8 protein-coding genes and 2 pseudogenes are annotated in these 13,253 nt (G+C 47.1%); 2 read left to right on the top strand and 8 right to left on the bottom strand.

Going from position 1 to position 13,253, the window contains the following annotated elements; all coding sequences use genetic code 11:
* Window positions 1–85 precede the first annotated feature (85 nt).
* The 4 genes from lonB to tig all read right to left on the bottom strand — a co-directional run bounded on the left by lonB (window position 86) and on the right by tig (window position 5,452).
* Window positions 86–1,789 carry an ATP-dependent protease LonB gene (lonB, locus tag BM241_RS05905; RefSeq protein ID WP_051456362.1) on the bottom strand — a complete coding sequence of 568 codons (1,704 nt, stop codon included), beginning with the start codon at window positions 1,787–1,789 and terminating at the stop codon, window positions 86–88.
* A gap of 337 nt (window positions 1,790–2,126) precedes the next feature.
* Entirely contained in the window at window positions 2,127–3,413 is a 1,287-nt protein-coding gene (gene clpX / locus BM241_RS05900) for an ATP-dependent Clp protease ATP-binding subunit ClpX (RefSeq protein ID WP_092282274.1), read from the bottom strand.
* A gap of 20 nt (window positions 3,414–3,433) precedes the next feature.
* Window positions 3,434–4,018: an ATP-dependent Clp endopeptidase proteolytic subunit ClpP gene (gene clpP, locus BM241_RS05895; protein WP_092282273.1), complete on the bottom strand. Its 585-nt coding sequence runs from the start codon at window positions 4,016–4,018 to the stop codon at window positions 3,434–3,436.
* Between the two features lie 39 nt (window positions 4,019–4,057).
* Complete coding sequence (gene tig / locus BM241_RS05890) at window positions 4,058–5,452, bottom strand: trigger factor (protein WP_092282272.1); 1,395 nt, start codon at window positions 5,450–5,452, stop codon at window positions 4,058–4,060.
* A gap of 276 nt (window positions 5,453–5,728) precedes the next feature.
* Between tig and fabI the strand changes: the two genes are divergently transcribed.
* Complete coding sequence (fabI, locus tag BM241_RS05885) at window positions 5,729–6,496, top strand: enoyl-ACP reductase FabI (protein WP_092282271.1); 768 nt, start codon at window positions 5,729–5,731, stop codon at window positions 6,494–6,496.
* Here the strand turns inward: fabI and BM241_RS05880 are convergent.
* Window positions 6,493–8,322 (bottom strand): ASKHA domain-containing protein, encoded by a 1,830-nt coding sequence (locus tag BM241_RS05880; protein ID WP_025747716.1) that lies wholly within the window; start codon window positions 8,320–8,322, stop codon window positions 6,493–6,495. The two genes, fabI and BM241_RS05880, sit on opposite strands and share 4 nt — an antisense overlap.
* 470 nt (window positions 8,323–8,792) lie before the next feature.
* Between BM241_RS05880 and BM241_RS05875 the strand changes: the two genes are divergently transcribed.
* On the top strand, window positions 8,793–9,563 hold the full coding sequence (locus BM241_RS05875; RefSeq protein ID WP_092282270.1) for a helix-turn-helix domain-containing protein: 771 nt from the start codon (window positions 8,793–8,795) through the stop codon (window positions 9,561–9,563).
* Here the strand turns inward: BM241_RS05875 and BM241_RS05870 are convergent.
* The 3 genes and pseudogenes from BM241_RS05870 to BM241_RS05860 all read right to left on the bottom strand — a co-directional run.
* Window positions 9,533–10,383 (bottom strand): annotated as a pseudogene (locus BM241_RS05870) (IS1634 family transposase); the annotation flags it as partial. The gene BM241_RS05875 and the pseudogene BM241_RS05870 overlap by 31 nt on opposite strands.
* 22 nt (window positions 10,384–10,405) lie before the next feature.
* Window positions 10,406–10,648 (bottom strand): annotated as a pseudogene (locus BM241_RS05865) (transposase); the annotation flags it as partial.
* Window positions 10,649–10,734: 86 nt separating this feature from the next.
* Window positions 10,735–13,242 (bottom strand): glycoside hydrolase family 2 protein, encoded by a 2,508-nt coding sequence (locus tag BM241_RS05860; RefSeq protein WP_092282268.1) that lies wholly within the window; start codon window positions 13,240–13,242, stop codon window positions 10,735–10,737.
* Between the last annotated feature and the right edge of the window lie 11 nt (window positions 13,243–13,253).

Below are 13,253 nucleotides of genomic sequence, written 5' to 3'. Positions count from 1 at the left end.
TAAATGCCATCCTGTATAGTTTACACCGCCTTAAAACCCATAAACTACACAACAAAAAAGCCGGGATGCACGGTCCCGGCCTTGTTTATTTTGCTGATGCACTTAAGAGCCCGGCTTGATGGGGTACATTTGTGACACTGGCGTCATCTTCTCCACGATACATAGCATGCTCTATAACCTGCTCGATCCTCTCCACAGGAACAATCGATATGCTATAGTTCTTGAAAGTCTCCTGCCAGTTCTCCATGGGGATTATCACCTTCTTTACCCCCGCCTGAACAGCCGCTTCTATCTTGGCAGCTATGCCGCCCACTGGCTTTACCACTCCCAGGATTGATACCTCTCCCGTCATGGCTACCCTACCATCCACTGGCTGTCCCGTTATAGCCGAATACACTGCCACCGCCATGGCGATTCCCGCCGAAGGGCCATCCACGGGGATGCCGCCGGGGAAATTGAGGTGTATGTCGTAATCCCTGGGATTTACGCCCAGCCATTTTCTTACGGCTGTCAGCACATTTTCCACCGAATCCCTGGCGGTGCTTTTCCTGCGCATTCGTTTGCCTTCAGAACCCATCTCCTCTTCATCTATTATACCCGTCACCGTAACCATGCCTTTCCCTTTTCCGGCAGGCATGGCCGAGGCCTCTACCTCCATGATGGTCCCCAGGTGAGCCCCATAAACGGCCAGTCCATTTACGCAACCCACCCTTGGTTTACCTTCTACCTTTTTCTCCGGCCTCGGGCTGTAGTGCCCACTGTTTATTACCCATTCTATATCCTCTACGGTAATGTCGGTCCTTCCTTCGGTCAAAGCGAGGCCCCCTGCCAGCTGTATGATGTTGACCGCGTCCCTGCCATTGCCAGCATACTTGCCCACCAGTTCGACCGCCCGCTCGGCAATGGAAAATCCACCTTTCTTGGCCGCATTTCTGGCGATCTGCATGACCTCATCGGGCCTTAACTCCCTGAAGAATATCTCCAGGCATCGAGACCTTATGGCTGCCGGTATCTCGCTGGGACTCCTGGTGGTTGCTCCAATCAGACGAAAATCGGCCGGCAGCCCTTTTTGAAATATCTCATGTATATGGCGAGGGATATTGGTATCATACGAGCTGTAATAGGCGCTCTCAAAAAATACCTTTCTGTCTTCCAGAACTTTCAGCAGCTTGTTCATCTGTATGGGATGAAGCTCGCCGATTTCATCCAGGAAGAGCACCCCTCCATGGGCTTTGGTGACGGCACCCGGCTTGGGCTGCGGAATGCCAGCAATGCCCAGAGGCCCAGCTCCCTGATATATGGGATCATGTACCGAGCCGATGAGCGGATCGGCTATGCTGCGCTCATCAAAACGTATAGAGGTGGCGTCCATCTCGATGAACTTGGCATCTGGACGAAAGGGTGACATGGGATTTTTTTTCGCTTCTTCCAGCACCAGCCGCGCGGCACAGGTTTTGCCCACTCCGGGCGGACCATAGATTATGACATGCTGGGGATTGGGTCCGCATAGCGCAGCCCTGAGGGCTTTTATCCCCTCTTCCTGTCCTATTATCTCTTCAAAGCTGGTAGGGCGGGTCTTTTCAGACAATGGTTCGGTCAAAGAAATCTCGCGAAGCCTCTGGAGGTTCTCAAGCTCCTTTTTCGACTCTTTCTCCACTGCAATCTTATTCCCCTGCTGGCTCTTAAGCAGGTTTAAAAAATACAGCCCTATAATTATGGCAAAAAAGAGCTGTATTATGATCACGGCGTTCCCTAGCAACTGGTATTCCCCCTTTCTGAGATTGACCATAGATTCACCATGAACCTTAAAAACTAATAACCTGGTTTTTAACTGTTCTTCTGGATAGTATATGTAGCCAGATGATTTTTATCCAATTTTGATATCTTTGTTGCCATGAGCTATTTATTGGATACCCCCGGTATTATAATTTCTCAATTTCATTACATATTTTGTCAGAAGACCCGGGTTCATGAAAATGGACTAAAAAAGACCTGTTGATTTCTCAACAGGCCTTTTGTATGTGTTAAATATAGTCACCTGGTTATCGCCCATTGCCGTACGCACCAATGAAAAAAGGGAGCGGCTTACATCGCTCCCTTTTAGAGTTTACACCTTCTTGCAATAATTACGATACCGATTCGCGCTTCTCCTTTTGCTTTTTAATCCCTTTGCGCGACCTCTGCCCCTCCGAAATTATTATGATGGGCTCGCTCTTTTTTAGCACCACGTCTTTAGTTATTATGCACTTCTCTATATCATCGCGCGAAGGAATCTCAAACATCACATCCAGCATCAATTCCTCCATTATGGCTCTAAGGCCACGAGCTCCTGTCTTTCGTTCCAGAGCCTGTTTGGCGATTAGCCGCAGGGCTTCATCTTCAAATTCCAATGTTACGCCGTCCATCTCAAACAGCTTTTGATACTGTTTGACCAGGGCATTCTTGGGCTCCTTCAAAATCTTCACCAGGGCCTCCTCATCCAAAGCATGGAGAGTAACAATGATGGGGAGACGCCCCACGAACTCGGGAATTAAACCAAATTTGAGCAGGTCTTCAGGCATTATGTGCTTTAGAAGCTCACCGGGATCGCTGTTGGCCTTGCTTCGGATTTCTGCTCCAAATCCCAACGAACTCTTACCTATACGGTTCTGGATGATCTTCTCTATGCCTTCAAAAGCACCACCGCATATGAAAAGGATGTTGGTAGTGTCTATCTGTATAAACTCCTGATGCGGGTGCTTGCGCCCACCCTGCGGCGGAACGTTGGCTATAGTACCCTCCAGTATTTTGAGCAAAGCCTGCTGTACGCCCTCGCCAGACACATCTCGAGTGATGGAGGGATTTTCAGACTTTCGCGCTATCTTGTCTACCTCATCTATATACACTATACCTTTTTCAGCCTTTTCTATGTCATAATCTGCAGCTTGAATGAGCCTCAAAAGGATGTTCTCCACGTCCTCGCCCACGTATCCCGCTTCAGTCAGGGTAGTAGCATCGGCTATGGTAAAGGGAACATTCAATATTTTGGCCAGCGTTTGAGCAAGAAGTGTCTTACCGGAACCCGTGGGCCCCAGCATCAGGATGTTGCTCTTCTGCAGCTCAACGCCATCCCTCTTTACATCGCTGTTGATGCGCTTGTAATGGTTGTATACCGCCACTGATAGTATCTTTTTTGCCCTGTCCTGGCCTATCACATACTGGTTAAGAATAGAGTATATCTCCTGTGGCTTTGGGATGTCGTGCATATCAAAGCCCGACGACTCTTCAAACTCTTCCTCTATAATCTCCTGGCACAGCTCTATGCACTCATCACAGATGTAGACCCCTGGTCCGGCTACCAAGCGCCGCACCTGGTCCTGGGTCTTGCCACAGAAGGAACATTTCAATTGTTTCCTATCATCATATCTTGCCAATTTTTTCACCTCTTAACTCACTATTTGCGCGATACAATGACTTCATCGATGATGCCGTACTCCTTGGCCTCATAGGCCGACATAAAGAAGTCACGATCAGTGTCCCTCTCTATCTTTTCAAGAGGTTGCCCTGTCCTCTCGGCCAAAATCTCGTTAAGGCGCCTCTTGATCTTGAGGATCTGCTCTGCATGTATCTTTATGTCCGATGCAGAACCCCGCGCTCCTCCTATAGGCTGATGGATCATGATCTCGCTGTTGGGCAGAGCAAATCTCTTGCCCTTTGTACCGGCTGCCAGCAAGAAAGCGCCCATGGACGCAGCCATTCCGATACATATGGTGGACACATCGCACTTGATGTACTGGATGGTATCATAGATGGCCAGTCCAGCCGTTACCGAGCCACCAGGGCTGTTGATGTAAAGCTGTATATCCTTGTCAGGGTCCTTGGCTTCTAGATACAGCATTTGAGCTACCACCAAATCGGCAGTTTCATCGTATATTTCCCCGCCAAGGAATATAATTCTATCCTCTAAAAGCCGTGAGTATATATCATACGCGCGTTCACCACGGCTGGTTTGTTCAACCACTATAGGGACCAGGCTCATACCACCATCTCCTCCTCAATCACTCATAATCACTTGAGTTCATTCAGCAGCGGTACCCTCCACCGGTTGCTGGTTTGCACCCTCGTCGGTATGCTCAGCCTCGCCGCCAGCTTGCTGCTTATCCTGCTGCTCGGACTGCTGCGCCTTATCCACTATAGTCGCGTTATCCATCAAGAAATCAATTGTCTTTCTGGTCAGTATCTCATCCTTCCTTCTCTCCAAACCGGCAGCATAGCGTTCCCTGGCTTCATCCAAAGTTATATTAAACTGCTTGGCAAGCTCCTCAAGCTCTTTATCCAGATCCTCCTGTGTAACTTTGATGTCTTCCACTTTGGCTATCTTTTCGAGCACCAAAGCGGTTTTTACTCTAGTATATGCCTCTTGCCTATATTGTGCCCTCAAATCCTCCATAGATGTGCCACTGAGCTCTAAATACCGCTCAAGGGTTAGTCCTCGATAATAAAGCCCCAGCTCAAAATTGCCCAACATGTTGTCAATTTCTCGTTCCACCATAACATCTGGGATATCAACCTTGGCAGCCTCAACCACTCGCGACAAAAGCTGTGTCTCCATCTGTACCCGCACCTGATTTTTGGCTTCCCTTTCAAGGTCCTCCCTAAGATGCACCTTGTATTCCTCAAAGGTTTCAAAATCGCTCACGTCCTTGGCAAACTCATCATCCAGCTCAGGTAGCTCTTTCTCCTTTATGTCGTGAATTTTTACCTTGAAGACTGCCTCTTTGCCCTTTAACTCTTCTATTCCATAGTCCTCGGGGAAGGTCACTTTGATCTCCTTTTCATCGCCCACATTAAGGCCAATAAGCTGTTCCTCAAAGCCCGGAATAAAAGATTTAGAGCCTACTTCGAGGGCATAGTTCTGCGCACTGCCATCCTTTATAGGCTGACCGTCTACAAAGCCCTGATAATCAAGGGTGACTAAGTCGCCTTCCTTTATAGGCCTACCTTCTACAGCCACCCATCTGGCATACCGTTCCTGTATCCGTTTGAGGGCATCCTCTACGTCTTTATCTGTAACATTATACTCCACTTTTTCCACTTCTATTCCTTTGTACTGTCCAAGTTCCACCTCTGGCTTTACAATTACGCTAGCAGTAAACACCAGGTCCTTGCCGCTTCCAATCTGTTCGATCTCCTCTACTTTTGGATAGTCAACGGGTTCAAGGCCGTTTTCTTCAACTGCCTTCCAGTAGACCTCGGGAAATATCTCATTAAAGGCATCTTCATAAAACACGCCTTCCCCATAATACCTTTCTATCAGCTTCCTAGGCGCTTTGCCCTTCCTGAAGCCCGGTATTAGGAATTTGCCCTTGTTTTTCAGATAGGATTTGTCCAAGGCTTTTTCAAAATCCTGAGCATCGACCTGAATTTTCAGCTTAACCTTATTATTTTCTATCTTTTCAGCTGTAGCTTTCACCCGTAAGTTCCTCCTTTGTTAAATACTGCTCTTTTCACAACATTTTAATTATAGCACAAACTGTAGACAAGTCCAATATTTTTTGGTATTCTATTAAACAGCAATTTCGGTATTTTTCATATTATAGTAACACAAGCACTGTTTCGATGCAATATCCAGCCGCTGAAATTTTTCGCATATATTATAAACCGTACGTCCTGCTATTAAACACAATTTGCCTGTAAGTCAATAAAGGCAGGTTCAACTCTATCAAAACAACTTGAAAGGATGATGGTAATGGAAAATCTGCTTAAAAACAAAAACATACTGATAATGGGTGTGGCCAATAAATGGAGCATCGCATGGGGTATAGCCCAATCGTGCCTGAAAGCAGGCGCCAATTTGATATTTACATATCAGGGAGAGCGCACACGGGATGCGGTACAGGAACTGGTGTCTGGCATCCCGGGAGCTCTGCTGTATCCCTGCGACGTGACCAGCGATCAAGAAATAATAGACCTGTTTGACAACATCAAAAGGGATGTTGGAGTCCTGCACGGCGTGGTGCACAGCTTGGCTTTTGCAAAGAAAGAGGAGCTGGGCGGAGCGTATTACAACACCTCTCGAGAGGGGTATCTGTTGGCTCAAAACATAAGCGCGTATTCGCTGGTAGCGGTGGCAAGGCACGCCCTGCCCCTTATGACCGAAGGTGGCAGCATTGTAACTCTAACATACATTGGTGGTGAAAGGGCGGTACCCAACTATAACGTGATGGGAGTAGCCAAAGCGGCGCTGGAATGCTCGGTAAAATATCTGGCAGTGGACCTGGGGCCGCACAACATCAGGGTAAACGCCATATCTGCCGGGCCCATAAAGACTATTGCAGCAAGGGGCGTCAAAAATTTCAGCGAAATACTCAAAACATACGAGGAAAAGGTGCCTTTGAGGAGAAACGTTGACCAATCTGATGTAGGTGATACCGCCCTGTTTCTGCTGAGCCACCTGTCCAGGGGCATCACGGGAGAAGTCATACACGTGGACGCAGGGTATCATATACTGGGTTAAAATGAAAGAAAATCCACAAAGACGCTTTGGAAATCGAGGCGTGAAGAGAGTTCAACATAGCTCGTCCTGTGCCTTATAAATTCGGCCATTTCCATGTATTCCTTGGACAGAAGCGCCATCTTGGCTCCTGCACCAGCGGCATTACCGATGGCAACTATCTTGCTTCTCAGCTCACTTGGAATAAGCCCTATATCCGCCGCATGGTCGTAATCTATGTAATTGCCAAACCCTCCTGCCAGGTACACCTTCTGGATATCCTCATGCCGTACCCCCATCTCCCTCATCAAAATATGGATACCGCTCGCGATAGCCGCCTTGGCCAATTGTACCTCACGTACATCCTTTTGGCAGATGTATATATCATCCAGCGCCCCCTCTTCTCTCGAAGCAATGAGGAGGGCAGGCTTCCCATCCAGCTCCTTGACCCTGCTGGCCAGACCGGCAGGTAACTCAGTTTTGGCCTCCTCGGCGCTCCTCATCCTGCCAGTAGCGTCCACAATGCCTGCTTTTAGCATTTGTGCCATGGCATCTACAATTCCGGAACCGCATATGCCACGGGCAGGCTCACCGCCTATGGTGTCGTACTCTATCCCGTCCTCGGTTATTCTCATCTTGCTGATGGCACCTTTTACGCCGCCCATGCCATAGCGGATATGGGCACCCTCAAAGGCGGGTCCCGCCGCCGTTGAGCAGGTTATGACCCCCCCACGATTCCCCAGCGCAATCTCGCCGTTTGTGCCTATATCGATGAGCAGCGCCAGCTCGTCCCTCTCAGCCATGCCGGATGCCAATATGGCGGCAATGGTATCGGCGCCAACATACCCTGCCACCATGGGTAGTATGGTTACTCTACCAGAAGGACACATGTTTAGTCCCACCTGCCAGGGTTCAAGCTCGAGGCGCCGAGCTATGACCGGGATAAAGGGTGAAACAGCTATGTTCTTAACTGGCAATCCCGCAAACAGGTGCATCATGATAGTGTTGCCCACCACCGTCATATGGTAAATCCTATCGGGAGCAATTCCCCATCTTTGTTGAAAGGTTCTCAGCATGTTGTTTATCTCGTCCCTCACCAACCCGCTTAAGACAGCAAGTCCATTCTCGTTTTCCACGGTAAAATCAGTACGGGTTATAACATCGGCGCCATACTGGCGCTGGGGATTTATGGCTGAATACACATCCACCTGCCGGCCTGTGACCAGATCCATCAGGAATCCCACCATTGTGGTGGTGCCTATATCAACCGCCACCCCGTATTTGGCATCAGAAGTATCCCCGCCTTCGACCGCAATTATGTCCTGATCAAAGAACACCGCCGTTACTTTAAAGTCATGGGCCCTCAACGTTTCCGATAAATCCCTCATAACAGCAGGATGAATCCTGCCAGGGGCTTTAAGGGCCTTCTCGATCCTGTCGACATCGCTAGCCTGATCATCCAGCGATGGTTTAGGCAATTCAACATAGCGCTTGACAACCATGGGATTTAAAGCAACATCGCTTTTTCCGTCTGTAAGAATGGCAGCATCCCTCTGACCGCTCTCTGGCACCTCGACAGTCAAATCCTCATTTACTTGTACCCTGCAGGCCAGGCGTATGCCGCCCTTTCGCTCAATAAACGAGAGGTGCCCCACCTCGTCTGGCGAACACTGGCTTCCGGCCATGTCTCCTTTGACGATTCTCACTTTACACTTGCCGCAAAATCCCCTGCCGCCGCAAGGCGAATCCATATAAAACCCTTTTTCCTTTAAAAGCTTGAGCAGGCTATAGCCTGCCGGCACCGAGTATTTCTCTAAACGGCTACCCTGTCTTACCTCTACCTGGTACAACCCGACGCTACCCCCTTCTCAAAAACATGTATGCCGCAGCCCTGGTCAAAAGCAACCTTAAACAGCACATCCAATACTGTGAATCAGAAGATATGCCTATTCAAGAACAACCTGAATAATCTGTCCAACTCTATAAGGACTAAACCTTATTCTATTAAGGTTAAGTATTAACTTAGTTTAAGGCTGCTTATCTAAGGCCAATTTACAATATATTATACAATACATAAAAGATTCATGTCTTCAAAAAAATATTGTTTTTAAGAGGGGGTTCGTTGTAAAATTAAATGCAACACCCAAAAAAATAATAAATAATACTGAATTGAAAATTTAACTTCCACCCCCATGGTTATGAAATGTGGAACTTAATCTTGCAAATCAATATGTGGATTTTAATCGTGCAAGATGATATACTACTTCTAAGTATTACCCTTTACAGCAGTGCCTGCCTCAAATAGAAAAGGGCAACTATCATGCCTAAGTTTAAACACCTTACACTCACTGAGAGGAAGGCTATTGAGAATTATCTCAACGATTCTCTATCCTTCAAAGCCATTGCAACAGACCTTGGTCGGGATTGTACTACTATATCTAAGGAAGTTAGAAAACATATTACACACAAAAAGACAGGGGCGTACGGCAGAGCATTTAATAATTGTGTCCATCGATTTGATTGTACTCACTCCTATCTCTGTGACAGCGGTAATTGCAGGAATCGTTATTGCCGTTTCTGTTCTAAATGTTACCTGGTGTGTCCTGACTATGAGGAATATCTGTGTCCTGTGCTTTCAAAACCACATTATGTATGTAATGGCTGCAAAAATCTTAAAAGCTGTACACTTAAAAAATCTTTCTATGTTGCAGAAGATGCTCATCAAAAGTATAAACTATTACTCTCTGAATCACGAAGTGGAATCTCTGTTGGCGAAGAAGAAATTATACGGCTTGATAACATCATAAGTCCCCTCATTAAAAAGGGACAGTCTTTACACCATATCTGTTCTAATAACAGGGACATCATTATGCACAGCGAAAGGACTATCTATAACTATGTTGATTATGGGCTTTTTACTGCTAGAAATATCGATCTCCCAAGGAAAGTAGTATATCGACCAAGGAAGAAATCAGCTGACCATTTTAAAGTTGATAAATCCTGCAGAGTTGGCCGTACCTATGAAGACTTTCTTAACTTTTTAAACCCACATTTCGCATGTCAAAAAATGGGATTTATCTTTTTCGTGTAAATGTCAGGACTAAATCCCAACCATTCTAGCATCTTCAATATCTTTGGTGAAGTATCATTCGGTAAATATAGATTGCCATTGAAATATATAACCAACACAGTCTCCGGCACCTCAAGTATAGTCCTAACTGATGGTCGAGTTGATTTTTGCCCATTAGGCTGAATATAATATTCTCCCCTCTCCCTCAATGCTTTCCTTACTCTGTACTCTAAATAACTCGCTATCAGCAAAACAAGTATAAAGACATACCCCAGCGCTTCTACTCGCTCAGGTTTCTTCAAATATACTGGCCCTAAGTACACTGGATTCTTCAAAAACTTAAATGCCTGCTCTATTGAACTTTGCTCTTTATATTCCGCCAGTATCCTCCATCCAGAATACCTATCCCTATCCATAACTGAAGTAATGAGAACAAATGTCGATTCCATAAATAAGTCTTTCTCACATGCCATATCGTCCCTCTCACCTATAGTATGCTTTACATAGTAGCTTACTGTCTCCTCATACCTATCTTCCGTACCAGGCCTCCCTCTTCTACTATACCTACGGCTAACCTTCTCTTCTATATGAGCTTCTACATTATAATGTAAAGACTCAACTTTTTCCATAAAAGCCGCACTCTCCCGCATTGCATCTTCAACACATGCAAATGCTCTCTTGCCTATACTCTTAGCCTCTTCTCAAGCTCCCTCTTCTCTTTCTCCCAGCGCTTCTGCAATGTCTTTGTTTTCTGCTCCCTTAACGAATTTGTATGAACTAATACAAATCGATATGGCTTCCCATCTATAGCCTCCACAAATTCATAAATCCTGTATTCTGCTTTTTTACATGCGGAGACTCGGCTGTATCAATTTCTTCATAACATTCATAGATGCAAGATAAAGCATCTTCTCAAGTGCACTATCAGAAGGAAATACAGATTTTGTCTTGATTACTTTCTTAAACTTACGATGTAAACCTTCAATAATATTGGTGGTATACATAATCTTACGTATCTCTCGAGTATATTTAAAAAACGGACTTATTACATTCCAGTTGTTTTTCTAACTACGAAATGCATAAGGATATTGTTTTCCCCATTTATTACCCCCACGTTTTACTAAGCATTTACCCCCGCGTTTCACGCTGCAACAAAAATTTCCCATAAAAAAAGAGGATGAATGGCTCATCCTCAATACAGCTTGGTGATCATACGCGTAATATCAATCACTTTCACATCTCCCGGCTCACCCGAGGCCTCCACCACGCAGGGGACGCCGGGCTCCAAGATAACGCAGTTATCCGACAGCTCAACATCCTGCTGGGTCTCCAAAAACACCCCAAAGGCCGGTTTATCGGATACAAGCTCTATTCTGTTTCCTTTTACGGCGCAGCTTACGTTAGGCTCTTTGAGTTCAAGGTTTCTGAAGGCGTCAAACACCAGGTAATTTTTCACGCTCTGGCCATCGGCCACCAGCTCTACAAACAGCACGGTATCCAAAAGTTCACCGTTCTCTTCAACGGGGAAAGTGGTTGAACCCGCATCCACAGGCATAACGACGCGCCTATAACCAATTCCCAGCTCTTCAGGCTTTATACTGCCCACTACCGAAGCGCTGTTGGGCAGCAAAACCGTCTTCATGTACATCTCGCCCTTCTTGGTACCATCGAGTGCATAGGCCGTTACTCGTACTTGGGCATCCAGTTCATTGAGCGTGTCATTTACAGCATGAATGAATATGCGCCCCTCCTTGTATTTGGGTACCACCAAGATATTATGGAAGAATTTCTTGGTATAATAGTACAGGCCTTTCTTCCTGCGCTGGTAATCGATGCACGACCAGCTGGCCACCGGCCAGCAATCGTTGATCTGCCAGTAAAGCGTACCGGCGGTCTTAAATTTCCTGGTGCGCCAGTGCTCTACACCGGTCTTTATGGCCTCGGCCTGGATAAACTGCGTGAGATACACGAAGCTTCTGAAATCCCTTGGGAACCCCGCTTTGGCTATCATAAACCTTACCAGCCTCTCAGTGCCGCACACCATCTTATTGTGGGACAGCATCACCGGGCTGAGCGGATGGCGATCCTCAGGCTGCGTAAAAGAATATATGGTCTTCAGACAGGGCATGGCCTGGAATCCAAATTCGCTGAGGAACCTGCCGGTATCGTTGAGATACTCCTTATAGTCTGCCCAGCCGCTCCACACCGTCCAGGAATGGCGATCTCCCTCGGCCATCGAGTTGGGGTCCTCGCCTCCATATGGGCTGGACACCCAGTAAGGACGGGAAGGGTCATTCTCGGCACAAACCCTGGGCAGTATTTCCTGGTATATATAGTTGCCTAAATATTTGGGAACGCCATTGCCCCACCAAGAATGGAATCCCCAATTGTTTTCGTTGTTGCCGCACCACAGCACTATGGATGGATGTATCCTCAGGCTCTTTACCACGTGCTCGGCCTCCACCTCGGCCAACCTTTGGAACCAATCAAACTGGTCTGGATATTGAGCACAGGCATACATGAAATCCTGCCATACCATGATACCCATCCTGTCGCATGCCTCGTAAAACGCGGGATGCTCGTATATGCCACCACCCCATATGCGAAGCATGTTCATATTGGCATCCCTGGCAACTTTTATGTAATAGTAATAATCCTCCTCGGTCAGCCTGGGCAAAAGGCTATCGGCGGGTATCCAGTTAGCCCCTTTTGCAAAAACCTTTTCCCCATTTATTTCAAAGATGAAGCTTTCGCCTTCCTCATCCCGTTCCCGTATAAGCCTCACAGTGCGAATGCCTGTGCAAAAGCTGTGCTCATCTACGGTTTTGCCATTATACATAAGGCGTAGCTTTACCTCATAAAGCGGCTGCTGACCCATACCATTGGGATACCACAGCGCCGGCTTTTCGATCACGCCCTGCCAGCTTATCTGCAGCTTCCCCCTGAACCTGTCAATGCTTGCCTTGTCCGAGACGACGATTTTCCCATCGTAGAGTATCTCCACAAATGCTTCCATTTCATCATAGGAAACTGCCTTCCCATCATCACGGACAACCATCTCAATCTCGGCGCCCGTTGCTACAAAAGCCCCTTCTTTATCGATACGTCGGGTTTCAAAGAAAGGATAGCGTATCTTGGCGGTTTCAATGACCTCCAGATACACCGGCCTCCACAGTCCTACCTGCGCAATCCTTGGGCCCCAATCCCAACCATAGGAATATTGCGCCTTTCTCACATAGGGCCTGCCAATCTCGCTGCCGCCGCGCAGAGAAACCGGGCTGTTGCGCTCCATTGCCCGAATTGTCCTAATCGGGGAATCAAAATGTACCTCCACTTCATTTAATCCAGCCCTCAGGATATTCCCCACATCAAAGCGGTAAGGAATAAACATGTTTTCTGCTCTGCCGAGATGATGCCCGTTCATATACACATCTGCCAGGGTATCAATGCCCTCAAATACCAGGTATACCTTTCCTGGTACAGGAAGAACGTCGTTCCATTCAAACTCCTTGCGGTATATCCACTCTTCCTCTTCCAGCTTGTGAAACTCTACCTCGTTTAAACGGTAAAAGGGATCCCCCAGCTCTCCCAATGCCATCAGGTCCAGCTGAACACAGCCCGGCACCTTGCCTTCTTTCCATTGCCTGTCCTTTTTTGAGCAGAACCGCCATGTCCCCTCAAGGCTTATAACCCGATTCATACAGCCACTCT

The sequence above is a fragment of the Caldicoprobacter faecalis genome (assembly GCF_900115765.1).
In the GTDB taxonomy this organism is placed as follows: Bacteria; Bacillota; Clostridia; order Caldicoprobacterales; family Caldicoprobacteraceae; genus Caldicoprobacter; species Caldicoprobacter oshimai.
Note: the sequence above shows the minus strand (reverse complement) of the source record. Positions and strands in the feature narration are given on the sequence as shown.

Coding starts and splice junctions, on each gene's coding strand:
- fabI (WP_092282271.1), top strand. CDS start 5,729: ATGGAAAATCTGCTTAAAAACAAAAACATACTGATAATGGGTGTGGCC.
- BM241_RS05875 (WP_092282270.1), top strand. CDS start 8,793: ATGCCTAAGTTTAAACACCTTACACTCACTGAGAGGAAGGCTATTGAG.
- clpP (WP_092282273.1), bottom strand. CDS start 4,018: ATGAGCCTGGTCCCTATAGTGGTTGAACAAACCAGCCGTGGTGAACGC.
- BM241_RS05860 (WP_092282268.1), bottom strand. CDS start 13,242: ATGAATCGGGTTATAAGCCTTGAGGGGACATGGCGGTTCTGCTCAAAA.
- lonB (WP_051456362.1), bottom strand. CDS start 1,789: ATGGTCAATCTCAGAAAGGGGGAATACCAGTTGCTAGGGAACGCCGTG.